The following is a 21,062-nucleotide window of genomic DNA, read 5'->3' as shown; positions in this document are numbered from 1 at the left end:
ATATCATAATTTTCTGCGGTTCAACTCTTCCTGATACATTTTGGCATATTCATAGTTTTCTGTTTCAACGGCAAGTTCCAGACGCTCCTGTAAGTCCTCAACCGAAAGAACCGAAAGCCATTGTTTAAGCAAAGCCGGATCGTCAATATCCTCCGGCTCAAGGTCTAGAATATTTTTTGAGTCATCATCAGCCTCTTCTTCATACACATTGTCTTTGACATTTTCCAATTCCACACCACACTCTTCCATTATATTCTCATAAATATAAATATCACAGTTTACGCGAAGAGCAATTGCTATAGCATCAGAAGTCCTGGAGTCAATACGCACTTCATCTGTTCCATTCGAGAACAACATTTCCGAATAAAACACACCGTCAAGAAACTTATATATAAGTACTTCCTTTAGTTCGATAGCAAAAGCATGAGAAAACGAAACAAAAAGGTCATGAGTGAGTGGACGAGGAGTCATTATACGCTCAATTGCTATTGCTATAGACTGAGCTTCGGCAGTTCCAACAATTACCGGAATACGGCGGTTTCCGTTTTCTTCTGCAAGAACCAAAGCATAGGCGCTTGAGTGAATCTGGCTATTGGTGAGTCCTTGCACCCTTAATTTTATCTTTTTTTCCACGAGTTCAAGTTTTTAATAAATTAAAAAAGAAATTAGCATCTCTGTTATAAAAGTCATATACTAATTTCCTGAACAAATCTAATAAAAATACACTTTCAATGCAGCAAAAAATCTTTTTTTTCAGAAAAACTGTTTTAAAATGTTGGTATATTAAAATAAATTTTACAAATTTGGGGTTGTAAGTGTAATATTAACCGAATATACTGTCATGGAAGAATCTGAAAGAAAAGTTCATGTTGAAAATGGCGATAAGGAAATTATATATTCTAAAGCCATAAAAGCTGGTAAGAGGATTTATTACTTGGATGTAAAAAAGAATCTAAAAAACGACCTTTTTCTTGCGATAACAGAAAGTAAGAAAATCCAGCCTAAGAGTGGAAGTGGAAACGGTCCTATTTCTTTCGAAAAACATAAAATTTTCTTATACAAAGAAGATTTTATAAAATTTATGGATGGGATGGAAGAAGTAATAAACTACATCAGATCCAATAATCCTTACAGACGCCAAGACGAAGAGGATTATTATGAGCCAGAAGAAAGAGAGATAGAAAACACTTCCAATGATAATCCAATAAAACTGGATATTGATTTTTAATAATCTTAAGTAAGAAATTTATTTGCTAAAGGCAATGTGTCATAATCAACTTTGATGCATTGTCTTTTTTATTAGCAAACCTGCCAGTAATTCCAATAATGTTTAGCTTGCGAAACTTAAGTAAAAACAATACCTTTGTTAATCAACAAAGAATAATAAATCCATGAACATACAACAACTGGAATATATCCTAGCCGTAGAGAATTATAAACATTTTGCCAAGGCTGCCGAGCATTGCAGAGTGACTCAGCCTACATTGAGCACAATGATTCAGAAATTGGAAGATGAGCTTGAAGTGAAAATATTTGATCGTTCATCACAGCCAATCAAGCCAACGCCAACCGGAAAAAAAGTTTTGCAGCAGGCAAGAACAGTTTTGCAGCAGGTTTCCAAAATAAAAGATATCGTAAAAGAAGAGGAAGAACAAATCAGCGGAACATTCCGCCTTGCAGTGTTACCTACTATTGCTCCTTACCTGCTTCCCCGCATAATGCATAAAATACAACAACAATATCCGGAACTGGATCTCCGAATTCTTGAAATGCAAACAGCTCCTACTATGGCAGCCATAAAACAAGGAGAAATCGATGCTGCAATAATTGCAAACCAGCCAGATGATCCTACTCTCGACGGGACGACTCTATATTTCGAGGAATTTTTCGGATATATTTCAAGAGAAGAGCCAATATTTGAACAGCAAATTATAAAGACTGCTGATATCAACGACGAAAGGCTATGGCTCCTCGACGAAGGACATTGCTTCCGCGATCAGCTTGTAAGATTCTGCCAGCGTGAAAAAGTAAAAATCAATCAGGCAGCTTACAGACTAGGAAGCCTCGAAACTTTCATGCGAATGGTTGAAAACGGAAATGGCATGACTTTTATTCCCCAACTTGCAGTGGCACAGCTTAGCGAGAAGCAGAAGGAATTGGTCAGACCTTTTGCTATTCCAAAGCCTACTCGTGAAATTGTATTCATAAACAGGAAAGACTTTGTGCGCTTCAGTATAGCACGTATTTTGGTAGAAAACATACGCAATTCCGTACCAAAAGAAATGCTGTCGTTACAGGCCGGACAAAAGGCAGTGTAACTTTTTCCTATCTTTTTTCGTAAAAATATTTGGTTTTAAAAAAATATCGTTACATTTGCAACGGAATAAAAAATAATTAGACAAAATGAATCGATTTAGCTTTACATATTACTTTTATTACTTTTACTTTTTTAGCAAGGTAAAGGCAGGAGTTTGTATGTAAAGAATTGATACTTGATGTTGAATGTATAATCAATTATAAATATAAAGTCCTGCCAGTTTTGGTGGGACTTTTTTTTATTTTAAAACTATAAAATCAATGAAAAGGAAAGTTGCAATACAAGGAATAGCAGGATCGTATCACGATATAGCAGCACGACAATATTTTGAAGGAGATGAAGTGGAAACAATTCCATGTAATACCTTCCGCGATGTGATTTCCACAATCAAGAAAGACCCGAAAATTTTAGGTCTGATGGCTATAGAAAATACAATTGCCGGAAGTCTTCTGCAAAATCACGAGCTGATAAGAGAAAGTGATTTCTCAATAATCGGTGAATACAAACTCAGAATATCTCACTCTCTGGTTGCTCTTCCGGGAACAAAGATTAGTGATGTGACTGAAGTAAACTCTCACCCAATTGCCTTGATGCAATGTTCCGATTTTCTTGACACTATTCCACAGGCTAAGGTAGTTGAGAAAGAAGATACAGCAGGAAGCGCACAGTGGATTGCACAAAACAAGCTTAAAGGGCATGCCGCCATTTGCGGAAAACTAGCTGCCGAAATCTACGGAATGGAGGTTTTGGCAGAAGGCATCGAAACAAACAAACGAAACTTTACTCGTTTTCTGGCAATTGCCGACAGATGGACTGCCGACGAAATGCAGCGAAACACCGTTAAAAATAAAGCCTCTCTTGTATTTGCCCTGCCACACACTGCCGGAAGCCTTTCCAAAGTTCTGTCTGTTTTGTCATTTTATGATATGAATCTTTCAAAAATCCAATCTTTGCCTATTATCGGAAGAGAATGGGAATATCTGTTCTATATCAACCTGACATTTTCAGACTATACAAGATACAGACAAGCATTGGACGCTATACGTCCGTTAACAAAAGACTTAAAAATATTAGGAGAATATGCAGAAGGAAAACAAAGTATGTAACATAGTTCCGGCAGAACGCGTCAACAGCGTTCAGGAATACTACTTCTCAAAGAAGCTTAAAGAAGTAGCCGAGATGAATGCAGCCGGAAAAAATGTGATTAATCTTGGTATCGGAAGTCCGGACATGCCGCCTTCTGAACAGACAATCGAAACTCTGTGTGAACATGCACGAAATGCCAACGAGCACGGATATCAGCCTTATGTTGGTATTCCTGAACTGAGAAAAGGTTATGCAGAATGGTACAAAACATGGTATAATGTTGATTTGGACCCTAAATCAGAAATCCAGCCGCTCATCGGTTCAAAGGAAGGTATTTTGCACATTTCTCTTGCTTTTCTTAATCCTGGAGATGGTGTTTTAGTTCCAAATCCTGGATATCCGACATACAGTTCTGTCAGCAAACTTGTCGGTGCAAATCTTATTAACTATGATTTGAAAGAAGACAACAACTGGCAGCCGGATTTCGAGGAATTGGAGAAAATGGACCTTTCGTCAGTAAAACTTATGTGGACCAATTATCCGAATATGCCTACCGGAGCAAATGCCAGTATGGAATTATATGCAAAACTGGTAGAGTTTGGAAAGAAACATAATATTATAATATGTAACGACAATCCGTATAGTTTTATTCTTAATGACAATCCAATCAGTATCCTCAGTATTCCTGGAGCAAAAGATATCTGTATTGAAATGAACTCAATGAGTAAAGCTCACAATATGCCGGGATGGAGAATGGCTATGCTTGCATCTAACTCTCAGTTCGTACAGTGGATTCTGAAAGTAAAGAGCAATATCGACTCAGGACAGTTCAAGCCAATGCAGTATGCAGCTGTTGAAGCTTTGTCTGCAAAGAAAGACTGGTATGATGGAATGAACAAAATCTACAGAAGCCGCCGTGCTCTTGCCGGTGAGATAATGAAAACCATAGGTTGTACATACGACGAAAATCAGGTCGGAATGTTCCTGTGGGGAAAAATCCCAGCCGATGCTGCAGGCAGCGAAGCAGTTGCCGACAAAGTGCTTTATGAAGCAAATGTTTTCATCACTCCGGGATTCATATTCGGCAGCCGTGGCGAAAGATATATCAGAATTTCCCTGTGTTGCAAGAATGAAGCTCTGGCTGAAGCATTGGATAGAATTAAGAAAGTTATGGAAAAATGAGGAATTAAGAAGCCAAGGAGATAGAGATTCTTTCCTGTCACCTTGTCCACTTGTTAACTTCTCAGCTAACAAACAAAAACAAAGAACAAAAAAAACATACAAATATGGAAACAATGAACTTAGAATCAATTTTGCTTCCAGGCATTGATTCACATCGTCCTATAGTAATTGCCGGCCCATGTAGCGCCGAAAACGAAGAGCAGGTTATGACAACAGCCAAAGAATTGTCTTCAAAAGGAATTAAGATTTTCCGTGCCGGTATTTGGAAACCTCGTACAAAACCGGGAGGATTCGAAGGTATCGGCGTTCAAGGCTTGAAATGGCTGAAACGTGTAAAAGAAGAAACTGGAATGTATGTTGCCACTGAGGTTGCCAACAAAGACCATGTATTCGAAGCATTGAAAGCAGGAATTGATATTCTTTGGATTGGAGCCCGCACAACAGTTAACCCTTTTGCAGTACAGGAAATTGCTGATGCTCTGAAAGGTGTTGATATTCCAGTATTGATTAAAAACCCGGTAAACCCAGACTTGGAATTGTGGATTGGCGCATTCCAGCGTCTTTACGGTGCAGGAATCCGCAAACTTGGAGCAATTCACCGTGGTTTCAGTTCTTACGACAAAAAGATTTACCGAAATCTTCCTTTATGGCATATTCCAATTGAATTGCGTCGCCGTATGCCTAATTTGCCTATATTCTGCGACCCTAGCCATATTGGTGGAAAGCGTGAACTTGTTGCTCCTCTTTGCCAGCAGGCAATGGACTTGAGCTTCGACGGACTGATTATCGAATCTCACTGCAATCCGGATTGCGCTTTGAGCGATGCAGCACAGCAAATCACTCCGGACGTTTTGGATTATGTTCTCAACTTGCTTGTAATACGTGAGTCAAACCAGACCACTGAAAACTTAAGTGCTCTACGCCGACAGATTGATGCAATCGACGAGCAGCTACTTGAACTTTTGGCTAAACGTATGCGTATTTCAAAAGAAATCGGAACATACAAGAAAGAACATAATATGCCAATCCTTCAGTCTCCGCGCTACAGCGAAATCCTTGAAAATCGTTCAAGCATGGGTGAACAAATGGATTTGAGTACTGAATTTGTAAAGAACATCTTGCGCGAAATTCACGAAGAATCTGTACGTCAGCAGATGATAATAATGAATAATGATAAATAATTTAAGTTCAGTTGACAAGGCTTCAGAGACAAGTTGACAAGGAATATTAATTGAATATTTACTCATTGTTTTTTTAATAAAAAGAGACATTAGCTCTAATGCCTTGTCAACTCGTCAACTATAAGTAAGTTTACGAAACTTAAAACAAAACATACTGAAAAATGAAGATACTTATTTTAGGTGCAGGGAAAATGGGTTCTTTTTTCACAGACCTTCTTAGCTTCGAACACGAAGTTGCAGTCCTGGAAAAAGATCCGAAAAGAATGCGTTTTATCTACAACGCACTGCGCCTCAGCAATGAAGAGGAAATAGCAGAATTCAAACCGGAACTTGTCATAAACTGCGTCACATTGAATCACACAATTGACGCTTTCCGCTCAGTTTTGCCATATTTGCCTCCTTATTGTATTATCTCTGATATTGCATCTGTAAAGACTAATCTTAAGGAATTCTATGAAACATGCGGTTTCCCTTATGTTTCAACTCACCCTATGTTCGGACCAACATTTGCAAATCTGAGTAATCTTGAAAAAGAGAATACCATAATAATCTCTGAAGGTGACCATTTGGGTAAAATATTCTTCAAAGATTTATATGGCAAACTACATCTACATATCTGCGAATATTCTTTTGAGGAACACGACAAAGTTGTTGCTTATTCTCTAGGCATTCCATTTGCATCAACAATGGTTTTCGCTGCAACAATGAAGCATCAGGATGCACCGGGAACAACTTTCAAGCGCCACATGAAAATTGCCCGTGGTCTTCTCTCTGAAGATGATTATCTGCTGACTGAAATACTTTTCAATCCTCGTACTCCAAAACAAATCGAACGTATCCAAAATGAATTGGAGATTCTTCAGGAAATGATAAAGAATAAAGATTCAGAAGGCATAAAAGGATATCTTGCCAAGATAAGAAAGAATATTGAGTAACAGAGAGAGAGGAGACAAGGAGAAGAGTTGTTGAGTTAACGAGTTAACAAGTTGACAAGGCTACAGAATATAAGCAAATCTCCTTGACTCCTTAACTTCTAAACTACTTAACTCCTTTATTCCCCAATTCCTTCCCTCCCACACAATATTTCCCCTACCCCTGCGTTATATAATAAAACAACGCATAATTATGAAACAGTCATTCATTCTGCTGCTCACACTGATATTCTCAATATCAGCCTGGCAATTATATAATAAAATCAATAAAGACACAGCCACAGAGAAACATAATGACGGAGTTCTGTCGGACATTGCCGAAGAAGTTGTAGCCATACCTTTGCAAACACCTTCGGGAATGGAGCCGATAAAATATGCACGCAACATAAACAAACAAGGCGACTATCTATTTCTTGTCAGCCGAAATACATTGTTCCTTTTCAACCGTAAAGGTGAATTCATCAGACAAATAACAAATCCCGACGAAATAAGCGTTGCCGGATATATGATAAATGAAGGTAAAAAAGAAATAATAGTCCTGGGCAACAAAGACGACATCCACTACTACAACTTTAACGGCAAACTGCTTAAGAAAAAGAAACTGAAAAGTGACTTGCCTCAACAGAACGTGATGTCAGCAGTTCTCTATAACAACAGAATTTATACTTCTGAAAGAAAACAAATAAAAGATTCAATATCAAGCTGCACAAAAATTGTTGACTGCGTTGTGGAATACGATACTTCATTCAATAAAATTGGCGAGAAAAAACTATGCGATGCAGAAAACGGCAGAAAACATATTGCACCGAACTATCACCGTGCAAATCTTATGGTAAACAAAGATTCCGGAATGATATATGCCTATAAGGAAACTTCAGAAGCAGAAAGCCTGCTCCGTGACTCACTGTATATTTTCAATAACGACGGACACATAAAATCAGATGAAAATATCATCACCTCTTTTCCCGTGCAATTGGGAACAAGATATTGGATTTCATCTCTTACAAGCAATTCCTGCCCGGAGAAAAACAACACATTCTGCCTTGATATACAACACAACGAAGCATGGCAGATAAAAGACGGTTTCAAGGATGATTTCTTCCTGTCTGGCAGAGTTTCAAGCCTTTGCCCTTCAGATATCTATTGCCATACTTATTCTTTCTTCAAAAGTGGAGATGCCTTGAAAGATTGCTTTCCGGAAAATGCAGAAAGCGACAATGCTGTGATATTTATTGTAAAAATGAAATCTTGAATATTACTGATTCAAATCGATATTTTTCAATAATTCCCCATCAAGCGAATACACACTTATCACTCCTGAATCATACACAACAAATGTCGGCAGATTGCCTTGTTTAGGGAAAGTGATGGAACCAGAATTACATATAATCATTCCGTCACCATTCTCCAGTTTCCACAAATGAGTATGACCATAAAACATAACATTCCAATCTCCTTTTGGCATGTTATCTTCATTATAAATATGTCCATGAGTGAAAAACAATTTCTTACCGTTATCAACTACAAGTGCATAATCTGCCATACAAGGGAAATCAAGAAGCATCTGGTCCACCTCGGCATCACAGTTTCCACGAACGGCTATAATCCTTCCGGCAAGAGGATTAAGCATTTCCACAACTTTCTTTGGATTAAGACCTTCAGGAATAGAATTACGAGGGCCATAGTTCAGAATATCTCCCATAATAACAAGGAATTCACATTCCATAGCCTTAAACTTCTCCAAAGCTTTTTTCAACGTCAAAGCCGAACCATGTATATCTGATATTATAAAGTATTTCATATTTATATTGTTTAAGTTTCTCAACTCTTGTCAACCTATTACATACTTTGCTCCCGGCAATTTGCTCACAAAATAAACAAATGTCCATGAACAAGCAAATGTAAACAAGGCAGAAACTGGAACAACAACCGGAATTGGCACACCAAGCCAAAGCGTGAACACATAGCACGGACCGATAAAGAAATAATGCACGCAATATATTCCAAAACCGCATTTCGTAAGATTTGCCAACGCCAAACGAAGTTTCTCCGAACCTACTTTAACATATCTGGCAATAAGAAACACAGGTATTGTCATCATCACCACATTAGGAGAGCAATATGTAAAGAAAAGCTCCATACCTTCCAGACTCACATTCGGATCGGAAGTCATATAACGGAAGCCGAAGTATGTAATCAAATATCCGACAACAAACAATGGTGTTCCCCAGAAAACCACCTTAGCAAAAGATGGCTTTTCAATCCTGCCAAGATAGTGTCCCAAAAGTAAATAGCCATTGAAACCGGCAAAATAATAGAACAGTCCAAATGAGTTCCACGAACAAGTACCAAACAAATATTGAGATACAAAAACCATCAGATATGGAATAAACAGACTGACTGCCCAAACTCCAAGGAACCACAATTTTGCCTTATCCGAAGCCTTCTCAACCCAAGCCGAAAACACAGGCATATAAAGATACAAACCTATCAATGTATATATATACCACATCGGTGTTGCATAAACGGTGAAATTAATCGGTATCATAGCTATCGTCTTCAATGCGTCTGCAAGCGATGCCGAAGGATTTGGTTCCCAAGGGAAAAACTGTACTACAAGCTCCTTTGAACCACCAACAAACTGTATAAACCAAGGGGAAAGGTCAAACAATACCGACCACACCAGAAACGGAAACAGCACTCTCGGAATCCTTTTCCTGTAAAATGCCGAAGCTTCCTGCCTTACCGGAAGGAGCAAAAAACCCGTCATCATGACAAACAACGGCACGCAAGGCCTCAACATTGAGCCATAAGCCGAACCCCAGAAATTTATCTCAGGATTTGCCCTGGCTTCAGGCGAAGCATTAAACGGGTCTGTGCAGTGGCAGGCTATTACCAATAAAATAGCTATCAGTCTTACAACGTCAAGCCAGACTATTCTATCTTTAGAGTTTGTTATTGTATATTCCATAATATTTGTTTATCACGTTTGATAATTACTTAACCTTAAAGTTGAAATTGAACTTATTATTTTCCCGGATAATTCGGACTATAAAGCATTGTCTTATCCAGAGTCATCAGTTTTCCATTTGACACGAAACTCTCGCCGCGTTCCTTCAAGTGTTCCACCATTGCCTGATACATTTCACGGCGAACGGAAGAATAAGCTGAATCATTGATACAATTGTGTTTCTCGCTACGGTCGTTACGCAAATCAAACAACTGTTCTGAACCGTTATGCAGATTCCATACATATTTCATCTTTCCGTCGGTGAGAGCACACCAGTAATTATCTTCGCTATAGCATGTGGCATGCTCCATATCTATATACTTTCGCCACTGCGGCTTCTTGTTTTCAACGAGTGCGAGCAATGAACGTCCGTCCATATCTGGCGGAACGCTTCCTCCGGCAATATCGATGAATGTGGGCAGGAAATCGCGCAGCTCGACAGGCTGCTCAAGTATTGAACCGTCCGGCACCTCTTTTTTCAATGACTTTGGCCATTTCACTATATACGGAATACGAACAGAACCTTCGTACGGATATGTTTTTCGCCAATGATAATGGTCGCCCATCATATCACCGTGGTCGGCAGTGAAGCATATCAGGGCATTGTCATACATTCCTTTTTCCTTGAGAGTTTTTATTATCTCTCCTATCTGGTCGTCAACAAATGTGATATTGGCATAATAATGTTTACGGGAATTGCAGGCATAGTCGTCGCCGAAATTTCCAAAGGCTGCGTCGGTTGATACATCTTTTGGATTCTTCAGTTCGGAATATTGTCCACACCAGTCGCCTTTGTCCGGCTTTGGAATATCCACCCCGTCATACATATCCAAATATCTCTTTGGAGGATCGTAAGGACTATGAGGGCGGGCAAACGATACTTTCAGGAAAAGTGGTTTGTCGGAATTATAATTTCGTATCACCTCGCAAGCAGTCTGTCCTGTCCAAGTGGTAGGATGCAAACGTTCGTCGAGCTTATAAGTTGCAGCTCCGTGGTCGTTCCACCCTATACCGGTCTTATCCGGATTCTCGCCCGGCGCCTGAGTCTGGAACCATTTACGATAATCGCTGATGAAATCTTTTGACTCCACTCGTCCGCTCTCGTCAAGCAAAGTTGCATGAAATCCGTGCAGATTGTTCTGTGGCGCCCAGTGCATTTTACCTATACCCATAGTGTAATATCCCAAGTTTCGCAAAATGCGCGGCATCTCATATTTATATGTTTCTGCAACACGGCCATAACCAAGCATTCCGTGATGCCATGGCGACATTCCAGTCAGCAGACCGGCGCGTGCAGGTGTACTGCTGGGGGAAGAAGTATATCCATTAAGGAAAATTGTTCCTTCTTTGGCAAGATTATCCAAATTCGGAGATATTACAGCCTTGTTTCCCATACATCCCAATGCATCTCCACGATGCTGGTCTGTCATTATGAAAATAATATGCGGCTTGACATCGCTGCCGGAATTTTCTTTCAGTCCGGCAGTGACTGATTCTGCCGCCTTTGCATTCAAAGAGTGTGCGGAAGAACCAAGCCCCATCAATATTGAGGATTTTATAAATGTTCGTCGTTGCATAAATAATGATTCTGTTTGATTATTATCCAATTTAATAACTTAATCTTCCTTATTAAATGGATTACTTATTTTTCTCATATCGTCATCACTTAATGACTTATCATAAACAGCAATTCCACCTATTTGCCCTTTAAAGAAGTTTCCCATTCCATTTTTCAGGAGAACAGCGCCAACAGTAAAATCTGAACCATTATCTCCTATTCCATCAGGGAAATAATATGGATTCTTACATTGCCTTAATCCTTCAGGATATCCGTCAAAGCCTTTTGTATGCTCGATGAGCTCTTCATCGCGTTTTTCAAATACTCCATTAAGATAAGAACATATATATGTTCCGTCATAAGTAAAAGCAACACAGCACCATTCATTCATAGGAACTTTTCCTTCACTTGCTGAATAATCAATTGAATACGGGAATGGAGGTGTAGGTTTTCCGGTATATGAAATATGACCGCAAACCTGGTCTTTTCCATTATAATAAGGAAGAGAAACAAACAATCCATATTGTCTCTTTCCTCCATCCTTATATTCATTCCACATTCCTGCAACAAATCCGGTTTACTCACCAGTCCACTTCACCCAAGCAACAACTGTAACAGCATTCGTTTTCACATTAAGTTTTCCGGTTTCACTATATGGAATATATAAATAATCCGTTCCATCAAAATAAATTGAATTTCCGGACAAAGGACCTTCTTTAACTATTACAGGACCTTCATCTCGAGAGCAGTTCAACCGATATTCACCTTTGCCTTTTGAAACCAGAAAATCCTTTTCTCCAGAAAAATCCCAATATGCAACCAAGCCAGAAACAGACTCAATATTATCAATAATATTATCCGCAATAGACTGAGCCTTTGCATTATCAATTATCATTGACAGGCTTAATAAGACAAACCATTTACTAACATTGAACACGGTTTTCATTCAACTACAATTTTTATCAAGGATTATCCAACAAAAAAATATTCCAGACAAATATAATCACAATAATCCCGGTTCACGGCGCTCCTTGCCTTTCTTGCGTGTCAGATTATCTCCCAACTCCTCACGCATATCATCTGCGATTTTCTTTAGCTTAGCTACACGCTCAGGATATTGTGCCACGACGTTATAACGTTCGCCCGGATCACGGCGCAAGTCATAAAGCTCCGGTTTCATTATTTCCAGATTTGTAAGTTTCCCTGGCTGACCATCATTTCCAGGCTCGTATGCGCCATAGGTGACATATTTATGAGGAAATACTAATTTGAATTCGCCATCGGTCACAGCTTCAAGGTCATTCTTGTTATAATAATACACGAATGATTCTCTCGGGTTTGCACCTTCACGACCTTCGATAAGCGAGAGGATGCTAACACCGTCTATTTTTCTCTCAGGAAGCGGTGCTCCGGTTATTTCGGCAAATGTCGGGAACAAGTCAATATTAGATGCCAACTTGTTGCATATTGTGCCCGGCTTGGTGTGACCTTTCCAATACATAATACACGGGATTCGGTTTCCGCCGTCGAAAGTTGTTGCCTTTGCCTCACGCAAGCCGCCTGCTGAACCGGCATGATTGCCATAGTTTGCCCACGGACCGTTGTCGGATGTGATAACAACCAAAGTATTATCATCCAAGCCTTCTTCACGCAAAGCTTTCATCACCTGACCGACGCTCCAGTCTATTTCCATCATTACATCTCCGAAAAGACCTTGTTCGCTCTTGCCCTTGAACTTGTCCGACACGGCAAGAGGAACGTGAGGCATTGAGTGGGCAAGATAAATAAAGAACGGTTTCTTACTGTTCTTCTTGATGAACGAAACGGCACGGGTTGTATAATCAGTCGTAAACTGAGACTGGTCTGTGTTATAGCCAACCACCTCATTTCCGTCTATTGTCGGCAAATCAGGGAAATTAAAGACTTCACCCTGTTGAGGATGATTAGGCCACATATCGTTGGAATACGGAAGTCCATAGTATTCATCGAATCCGTTCTGTAACGGAAGAAACTGATGTTTATCGCCCAAATGCCATTTGCCGAATATGGCTGTCTGATATCCTTTCTGTTTCAGAAGTTCACCCATTGTCATTTCATCTTTGTGGATACCATAGTTGGAATCCGGTCCGGGTGCTCCGGCAAAACCTATTCTGTTAGGATAGCAACCAGTGAGAAGTCCGGCACGTGACGCTCCACTGATAGGTTGTCCGGCAAGGAAATGCGTGAATCTTACTCCTTCAGAAGCAAGTGCATCAATATTTGGGGTTGTATAACCATAAGCTCCGTTGCAAGAGAAATCTCCATATCCGACATCATCCAAGTTTATAAGGATTATATTTGTGTGGTCTGCGGCAAAGGCAGACAGTCCGCTGTAAAGACAGACGGTTGTGAGTAGTAATTTTGGGTTCATATAATATAATGATAAATTAGGTTTATACTAAGGGGACGAGGGGACAAGTTGACGAGGGAACAAGTTGACGAGTTGACAAAGGGACAAGGTTGTTAATTAATAAATATATATATCAGATACCTTGTCAACTCGTATCTGTAGCCTCGTCAACTCACCTCTAATGCCATGTCAACTCACCCAAATATCGTTCTCGGTACCTCTCCCACCCAGCACAACGGTTTCTTCACACCGAAGAGCTGTAGAATGACAGCGGCAGTGTTGACAGTGTTGTTAGGTTCACTTAATTTATAACCTTTCTTTATTCCAGGACCTACAATTCCCCACGGAACAATCATTTCGGCTTCGCTCACACCGCCGTGTCCGTTGCCTACACCACCATGGTCAGTAAGGAACATAAAATGAGTATCATTCTTCAGACCTTCACTCTGCAGTTTGTCGAGGAATTTTCCAATTTCCACATCGGCTTCCTCAATCGACTTGATATATTCAGGAGACATCCATTTGTATTTATGACCGGCATGGTCCGTATGTACGGAATATATAAATGCCACTGTAGGCAAATCCTTGTTTTGCTTTATAAATTCAAAAGCTTTCTCCAGATTCTTGACATAGCCATCGTTTTCGAGGAAACTCACTTCGTCCAGATATTTCTGGTTATAAGGATAAATCAAATTAGGCCAGTTATAATAGAATGCAGTTTTCATTCCCTGCAAATTATCTTTCAGCACTTTAAATACAGAAGGATAATATCCGTCCGCATCTTTCTCCACTGCGGGAAGCTTGAATTTTGTTATTTCCCAGCTATTGTCCACAACTCCATGCAGCTCCGGACCGCTTCCTGTGAGATGGCTTGTCCAGTTTGGAAGTGTCACCGATGGCATCACAACCCTTGTCTCCAAAGATAGTACACCTTCGGCTAGCAGCTTATCCAAATTCGGAGTTTTCGCCTTCAGGAATCCTTCCACGCAAATTCCATCCAGAGAAATCATCACCACTCTTTTTGCCTTTATTTTTAAAGGCCTTTTATCTGGTTTGCCAGCAGCTTCCACAGTCTGCACTAATGGGCCGGCACCAAGCATCAGTGTTCCCAATAATCCTTGTTTAAGGAAAGTTCTTCTTGATTTTGCCATGTTATTAGATTTTTATTTTAAACACAAAGAAGTGTAGTCACAGAGAATTAATTTTATCACTTCACATCTTCCGTAACATTCAACACATCTTTCAATATAAGATTATTTTCATTTTTCATACGAAACATATTATCCTTCACAACAAGTCCGTCAACACCTTTCACAGATATAGCCTGAACAGAAGGATTATCAGACTCAAATACATTCTCTTCAATAACAATATTCCTGTGAACTGCACCTTCATATTTCTTATTTTCAGGAGAAATAAATATAACAGGACCTCCGCATTGGATGAATGTATTCCGGCGGATTGTAAGGTCATGCACCGGACCGGATTCGTACCAGCTCATAGCATCATCAGCAACGAGTATTGCGCTCATCTGCATTCCATAAAACACATTATTCTCGATAAGCGACTTTCTGCGTGTTGACAATAACACACCGCGCGTCGGGATACGAGAGAATTTATTGCCTGTAATATTGACTTCCGGCGTCCATGTCACATTCTCCACCACAAGATTCTTCACTTCACGAACATTTGCAGGAATATTCCTGTCCAGTTTTATCACCATTTCCCTTGGAGAGACCAATTCTGCATCAACTATCTTACACGGCAGAACAGAAAAAAGAGTTTCTGCATTTACAAGCTCAGCCAAATCACCTTTGAAGAAAGCCTCAAATCCATAAGTCTGCGGATGCATAAACCGAATTTTCAATGTCCTTGCATCCATAAAGTCCACAACTTTAAGATGAGTTCCGTGAACATTAATCGGATCGTCATGAGCCCCGGCAAATGCACAACCATCAATATTAATCTTACCCTTACAACCGGACACCTGGATAAAATCGGCAAAGCCAGCATTAGTCCTTCCCGAACCTGGTTTTGGCATGAAATTACATCCGCTAAATGTCACATCCTCGCTATATTGCGAAACCACACCGAAATTGCCCAGATAATAAAAGTTTACATTTTCGAAACGGACATTTGCCGAACGGTTCACAAATCCGCAAACCTCATCCCTGATGGCATCGCGCATCTGGAACACTGTGCCAACCTTCACCTCAGGCTTTTTACTGTATTTCAGATAAAGAAGATTTGGTTCAATCTCCACAGTTTTCACCAAACCAGTCATTGGCGACCATGAGCGCCATGTCATGTCACTGACATAATCATACGACTGAGCTATTCCTCCGGAAAATGACCAGCCGTCGCCATACCACACAAGTCTGTCCTGCTCAATTCTATATTTAGATGTAGGATGAACTTCGGCAATCAGATAATCCTTTCCGTTTTCCCTCACTGTCATCTCTGTCTGTGTCGGGTTACTGTTGTCGATATTTATATTCTTAAAAACTATGTTCTTGCATTTATCAAACACAAAAGAAGTCATCTCCCCGGTCATAAGCAAAGTTGAGCCACAACCATCAATAGTGACATTCTTCATACCTTCCAGCAGCAAGGCTATATGTTTCAAAGGTTCAGGATTTTCCTCTTCTGAAGTTGTATTAGACACATAATATATTTTCTCCGATGATTCAGCACGGCTAAAATCATATATTCCAGGTTTAAGACTGATAGTAACCGGTTTGCCATTATATTTGCTTGCCTTTTCCAATGCCTCAGAAAGATTGGAATTATCACTGCCGGATGCAGGACTGACAGTAATAATATTCTCCGCCGATATTCCGGAATTGTATATAGACAATATTATGAAAGCTGCAAAAAGGATAAATCTGTTATACATATTCAATAATCTTTATATTAATATTTTAAGTGTCTGGGAATTATTATCTAAAAATCTTGTCAACTTGTTATCTGAAAGTTCAACTTGCGAAACTTGAGCAACTTACTTTCCAACTCATCAACTTGTCACCTTTCACTTCCTATCCCTCTCTTTTCTAATCTCCTCAAACACCTTGATATCATTCTCATTCATCTTAGCCTTCTCTTTCCACTCATCCGAGCCATAAACCCCCACTTTGGAAAAATCCCAAGGCTTGAAACCAATCTTTCGTGCAGCCTTCATCGAACGGAAACGGAAATCATCATTCTCCGCATCCATAAACAATGGATCGGCAAGGATAGAATGCTTTTCCTTCAATTTCTTCCATTCACCAAAGCTGTGTTTTCCGAATTCCGGTTCACCATTAAGATGCCAGTATAGATTATAATCCATATCCAGATTTCCCTTTTCCCATGGACCGGCAAGAGTTTCGCCTTCGTCCTGCAGTATAATATTATGCCTGAAATGGAATGACAAATGAGGCTCCACACGAGTGTACTGTGCCTGATAGAAATGGCCGAAAGCAAAAATATTATTTTCAATACGATTTTCCTTTCCATAATGCTGGTGGAAACCGCCGCTCTTACAACGATAAACAAGGTTTGAACTCATCTCAACACCTGTGGAACCTTCATCAGTATACAAGCCCCAGCCACCATAGTCATACGAAAGAATATCATGTATAATATTATTTACAATACGTGTTCCAGGAGACTCACCCAAAGTATATACAGCTCCCATATCCGACAATTCACCCCATCCGATATGATGAATATGGTTGTATGCCACCAGATTCCTCACTGCCGGACTTATCAGCTTTATTTGTTTGAAATCCACGGTACCATCGTCCATAAGAACATTTGTCCACAGAGAACCAGAATTATTATAACCCCAAACCCAGCCTACGGAAACACCGGAATATCTCAAATCTGATATTTCATTATGCGTCACCTGATTGTCGGAAGAATGGAAAATAGCTACACCAACACCGCAGGGTAATTCACTTCCCGCGTGGGTAATAATGGAGTTATTTACTATATTATGTCGGCTCACCATTGTTGTATCTTCAGTATATACAGGCTCACCAATCTTGATACTACCAGCGCCAAGGTCTGCAATATAACAATGATCCACCTTATTGTTCCGGCAAGCCGACTTTAACCACAAAGCATAACCACCCGTGTGCATCATCTCACAATTTACAAAGCTTATATTTTCGGCACGCTCAAGTTCAACCGCTGCCTCAACAGTTGCTGCAGCCTGCATAGGTTCGTTTCCGTTACGAGGCATACGGAATGCAGAATACTGGAAAGACAGATTCTCAAAACGGATATCTTTCACCGGCTTGCCTTTCTCACCTTCCACCACGAGCCACTGATGTAATGTCGGAACCATACATTCTGCCGTGGACATATCTTCTCCTTCACGTGGGATATAATATACATAACCCTCTGCCTTGTCCAGATACCATTCGCCGGCAGTGTCCAAAGCAGACTTGTATCCATACATTATGTAACGCGAACCTTCAGTTACCGGATTCCACGGTTTCATTCCTCCACCCTGCACATACACGTATCCGGAATCCGGACAGGCATAGGACAATTGTTTCTGCGTTATATCCCATTTATGATAAAAGCGAAAACGCACATCAGCCAACTCGTCTGCCGACAAGCCTTTCAGCGTTTGCATATCTACTTTGTCTAGTTCTATTCTCTGAGTGGCATAGTTTGCCGAGCGGACACCGGAAACGTAGGCAAATTCCTTGTATCCCTTCACCATATACCAGTCCTTATTCGGAGTCCTTGCCCATGTAGCACGCTTTCCATTGACATAAAACTGTTCGAAGGAGAAATCGTACAACTTCACCTCAGGGATAAAAGCACGGTATATATTTCCCTTATATTTCTCCCATCCACGCACCTGCATACCTCCGAGAAAACGAGGCATATCAAGCTTATCTCCACGCACAACGACAGGCGAACCAACAGAACCGGACAAGCGGATTGTCTTATTCAAATGGTAATCTCCCGATGCCACATTGATATACAATGTATCAGCCGAAAAATCTACAGCTTCGGCAAAAGCCCTATCCAGAGTCTGAAATGGTTTTTCTTTATCACCGTTCCAAGTGTCATTTCCCTCAGGTGAAACATAAACTGTTCTCTGAGCCGAAATTCCGGACACAGCACAGCAAAGTATTGCAGCAAAAAATAATTTGTTTTTTTTCATAATAATTTCCTCACATCAAAAAATAGGAAGAAAAGTCAGACAGTGAAAATGTGTTTCTCACAGCATACATGACAAATGTATAAAAATTAGGGATAAGTCAATAGGTTTTGGATAAGTTAAAATGAAGTTATAAGTAAGATATAAAAGGAATAGTTATTGTTTTCTCAAAATAGAATTAAACACAGAGTCTCAGAAGTATAGAGTTTTTCTATTTTCTCTGTACTCAGACTCTGTGTTACACTATTTTGAAACACACACTCTCTGTATAATTATATCAAAAAACACAATCAATAAAACGAAGGCTTCTCCTTCAAAGTTCCTCCTTCATTATATCTCTGATTATTCGGAAGACCTTTTTTTCCAACACCTTCTTTCATAAGCTCTTTAAATTCATCCAAATAAGACTGATATATACGGCGTGGCAATACGTTATGTTTCTTGCACAATGATGCAGCCATGCCAACCACTTCGCCCATCATCCCTGTTGTTCGCATAACTCGCACTGTACCCAAAGCTACATGAGTAACACTGATATTCCTGCCTGCCATAAATAAATTATCTATATTGCGGGAGTACAGACAACGATAAGGAATCGGATAAGGATAAATCGGTATATGTTTGGCTATCGACTTAAACTCAGCACCAGGGAAGTTCTTCGTGTTTGCCGGGTCCGGATAATGCAAATCAATAGTCCAGGTTGTAGCAGCCGTTCCATCTTCATGCTCTACAGCCTTGCGCAAATCATCTTCCTTAAGTATATAATCTCCCATAAGGCGACGCGATTCACGTTTGCCGGAAATATAGGCAACCCATCCAAGCTCCCTGTTCTTGTATATATCATTTTCTTTCAACTCATTTTTCAGATAACTCCAGTTTGAATAAACAACCATAAGGCCATAATCACGTATGCGCTCGAAATCTTTTATCTGATCGTAATTCATACCAGTTTCCCAAGTCCATTCACCCATCGTTACCTTTTCGCAACTATTATCATCAAAATGAACACCATAATTGAAGAAAGGAAAAGCAGTAGGCTTCTGTTTTTCTACGGAATACCACTGAACAGAGGCACCCATCGTCATCTTATCAGCCTTTTCTGGAGCAGTAGCCTCACCAAACTCAGATTTGCTTTCACGCCCCATTCGATAATCCGCACCTGCAAGATACCCTATTGTGCCGTCACCGGTGCAATCAGAGAACAATGGTGCCTCAAAACGAAGCTCCTCGCCAGTCTCTATATGCTTTGCTACTACAGCCGTAATGCGATTACCATCCTTTTCAACAGCAATAGCACGATAATTAGCAAACAAAGTCACATTTTTTTCCTGGAGAAGCCAGTCCATTTTCTTCTGGTCTTCATAATTTTCCGCAGGCTTTGCATTTCCTCCATTTACAGGACCGAATTCTTTCTGCAAATTACCAAGTTCCTTATACGGACCAGCCTCAATTCGTCCGCCCAAATGAACACGAACTTCCGAGCTGTTATTTCCGCCCAACACCGGACGGTCGTTGATCAATGCCACCTTGCAGCCCAGTCGTGCAGCAGAAACTGCAGCACTCATTCCTGCTATTCCGGCACCAACTACAACCAAATCATATTTTCCCGCAAGAGGAGCAACATCCGGAATACCCAATTTTGCACGTCTGAATTTCTCCAATGCAGCTACATCCGACGGCGGACAATCATCTTTTTCCGTAGTAAAATAAATAGCATCGCAACGGCCATTGAATCCTGTCAAATCATGAAGACGCAAGCGGGCATTTTTATTCTTAACTACAATTTTTCCAGCACTCTGCCACATCCAAGCATTACCCTCACAGCCTAAAGGCGAAGTCAGTTTCTGATTATCCACATAAAGAGAAAACTTCCCTGCTCCTTCACCATCTTTCCATGGTGAAGTCCAGTTATAGGTACGCACATACACATAATAAGTTCCTTTCTCTGGGAAATCTACGGAAGTCACCGCATCACTCACCGGTTTTCCCATCCCATGGGCCATCAGATATGACGAGCCCATCAAATCCATAAACTGTTGGTCAACAACCCAACCACCTTTCGTCTTGAATGACTCAGCCTCAACAAACAGGTTTGCAGAGTTCAAAACTGAGCAGCAAAAGAAGAAGGATAAAAAATAAAGTAAAGATTTCATGGTTTATTGTTTTATTACTTATATCACAAAGTTAACGAAAGGAGCTATAATATCTTTTTACATTACTATGCCCAAAGACAAATATAACTCCTT

18 protein-coding genes are annotated in these 21,062 nt (G+C 40.2%); 7 read left to right on the top strand and 11 right to left on the bottom strand.

Annotated features, from left to right (window positions below; translation table 11 throughout):
* Positions 1-3: 3 nt before the first annotated feature.
* Complete coding sequence (locus tag ACYIAR_RS13070) at positions 4-633, bottom strand: bifunctional nuclease family protein (protein WP_480330061.1); 630 nt, start codon at positions 631-633, stop codon at positions 4-6.
* Between the two features lie 208 nt (positions 634-841).
* On the opposite strand from ACYIAR_RS13070, the gene ACYIAR_RS13065 reads away from it, so the two are divergent.
* The 7 genes from ACYIAR_RS13065 (at position 842) to ACYIAR_RS13035 (ending at position 7,950) form a co-directional block, all read left to right on the top strand.
* Positions 842-1,228: a DUF3276 family protein gene (locus ACYIAR_RS13065; RefSeq protein WP_480330060.1), complete on the top strand. Its 387-nt coding sequence runs from the start codon at positions 842-844 to the stop codon at positions 1,226-1,228.
* Between the two features lie 163 nt (positions 1,229-1,391).
* Positions 1,392-2,318: a LysR substrate-binding domain-containing protein gene (locus ACYIAR_RS13060; RefSeq protein ID WP_480330058.1), complete on the top strand. Its 927-nt coding sequence runs from the start codon at positions 1,392-1,394 to the stop codon at positions 2,316-2,318.
* A gap of 259 nt (positions 2,319-2,577) precedes the next feature.
* Complete coding sequence (locus ACYIAR_RS13055; RefSeq protein ID WP_480330056.1) at positions 2,578-3,423, top strand: prephenate dehydratase; 846 nt, start codon at positions 2,578-2,580, stop codon at positions 3,421-3,423.
* Positions 3,398-4,585 (top strand): pyridoxal phosphate-dependent aminotransferase, encoded by a 1,188-nt coding sequence (locus tag ACYIAR_RS13050; RefSeq protein ID WP_480330054.1) that lies wholly within the window; start codon positions 3,398-3,400, stop codon positions 4,583-4,585. The genes ACYIAR_RS13055 and ACYIAR_RS13050 overlap by 26 nt, the downstream gene beginning before the upstream one ends.
* Before the next feature lie 113 nt (positions 4,586-4,698).
* On the top strand, positions 4,699-5,766 hold the full coding sequence (locus tag ACYIAR_RS13045; RefSeq protein ID WP_480333657.1) for a chorismate mutase: 1,068 nt from the start codon (positions 4,699-4,701) through the stop codon (positions 5,764-5,766).
* 161 nt (positions 5,767-5,927) lie between these two features.
* The gene (locus ACYIAR_RS13040; protein WP_480330052.1) at positions 5,928-6,701 is read left to right on the top strand and encodes a prephenate dehydrogenase; all 774 of its coding nucleotides are present in this window, start codon (positions 5,928-5,930) and stop codon (positions 6,699-6,701) included.
* A 190-nt stretch (positions 6,702-6,891) separates the two neighbouring features.
* Positions 6,892-7,950, top strand: a complete 1,059-nt coding sequence (locus tag ACYIAR_RS13035; RefSeq protein WP_480330050.1) for a 6-bladed beta-propeller — start codon at positions 6,892-6,894, stop codon at positions 7,948-7,950.
* A 3-nt stretch (positions 7,951-7,953) separates the two neighbouring features.
* Here the strand turns inward: ACYIAR_RS13035 and yfcE are convergent, their stop codons facing one another.
* The 10 genes from yfcE to ACYIAR_RS12985 all read right to left on the bottom strand — a co-directional run bounded on the left by yfcE (position 7,954) and on the right by ACYIAR_RS12985 (position 20,969).
* The gene (yfcE, locus tag ACYIAR_RS13030; protein ID WP_480330048.1) at positions 7,954-8,499 is read right to left on the bottom strand and encodes a phosphodiesterase; all 546 of its coding nucleotides are present in this window, start codon (positions 8,497-8,499) and stop codon (positions 7,954-7,956) included.
* A gap of 30 nt (positions 8,500-8,529) precedes the next feature.
* Positions 8,530-9,669, bottom strand: coding sequence for an acyltransferase (locus tag ACYIAR_RS13025; protein WP_480330046.1), 1,140 nt, complete (start codon positions 9,667-9,669; stop codon positions 8,530-8,532).
* 56 nt (positions 9,670-9,725) lie between these two features.
* A complete protein-coding gene (locus ACYIAR_RS13020) occupies positions 9,726-11,285 on the bottom strand; it encodes an arylsulfatase (RefSeq protein WP_480330044.1) in 1,560 nt (519 codons plus the stop codon).
* Positions 11,286-11,324: 39 nt separating this feature from the next.
* Complete coding sequence (locus ACYIAR_RS13015; RefSeq protein WP_480330042.1) at positions 11,325-11,825, bottom strand: hypothetical protein; 501 nt, start codon at positions 11,823-11,825, stop codon at positions 11,325-11,327.
* Between the two features lie 18 nt (positions 11,826-11,843).
* Positions 11,844-12,212 carry a hypothetical protein gene (locus tag ACYIAR_RS13010; protein WP_480330040.1) on the bottom strand — a complete coding sequence of 123 codons (369 nt, stop codon included), beginning with the start codon at positions 12,210-12,212 and terminating at the stop codon, positions 11,844-11,846.
* A gap of 57 nt (positions 12,213-12,269) precedes the next feature.
* On the bottom strand, positions 12,270-13,676 hold the full coding sequence (locus ACYIAR_RS13005; protein ID WP_480330038.1) for a sulfatase family protein: 1,407 nt from the start codon (positions 13,674-13,676) through the stop codon (positions 12,270-12,272).
* Positions 13,677-13,849: 173 nt separating this feature from the next.
* Complete coding sequence (locus ACYIAR_RS13000) at positions 13,850-14,806, bottom strand: alkaline phosphatase family protein (RefSeq protein WP_480330036.1); 957 nt, start codon at positions 14,804-14,806, stop codon at positions 13,850-13,852.
* 56 nt (positions 14,807-14,862) lie between these two features.
* Positions 14,863-16,551, bottom strand: coding sequence for an alpha-1,3-galactosidase-related protein (locus ACYIAR_RS12995; protein WP_480330034.1), 1,689 nt, complete (start codon positions 16,549-16,551; stop codon positions 14,863-14,865).
* 132 nt (positions 16,552-16,683) lie between these two features.
* Positions 16,684-18,819, bottom strand: coding sequence for a right-handed parallel beta-helix repeat-containing protein (locus ACYIAR_RS12990; protein WP_480330032.1), 2,136 nt, complete (start codon positions 18,817-18,819; stop codon positions 16,684-16,686).
* Positions 18,820-19,106: 287 nt separating this feature from the next.
* Positions 19,107-20,969: an FAD-dependent oxidoreductase gene (locus ACYIAR_RS12985; protein ID WP_480330030.1), complete on the bottom strand. Its 1,863-nt coding sequence runs from the start codon at positions 20,967-20,969 to the stop codon at positions 19,107-19,109.
* Positions 20,970-21,062 lie beyond the last annotated feature (93 nt).

It is taken from the genome of Parabacteroides sp. KHUB-01, assembly GCF_056640935.1.
The sequence above is the reverse complement of the archived record's forward strand: the minus strand, read 5'-3'. Positions and strand labels throughout refer to the sequence as shown.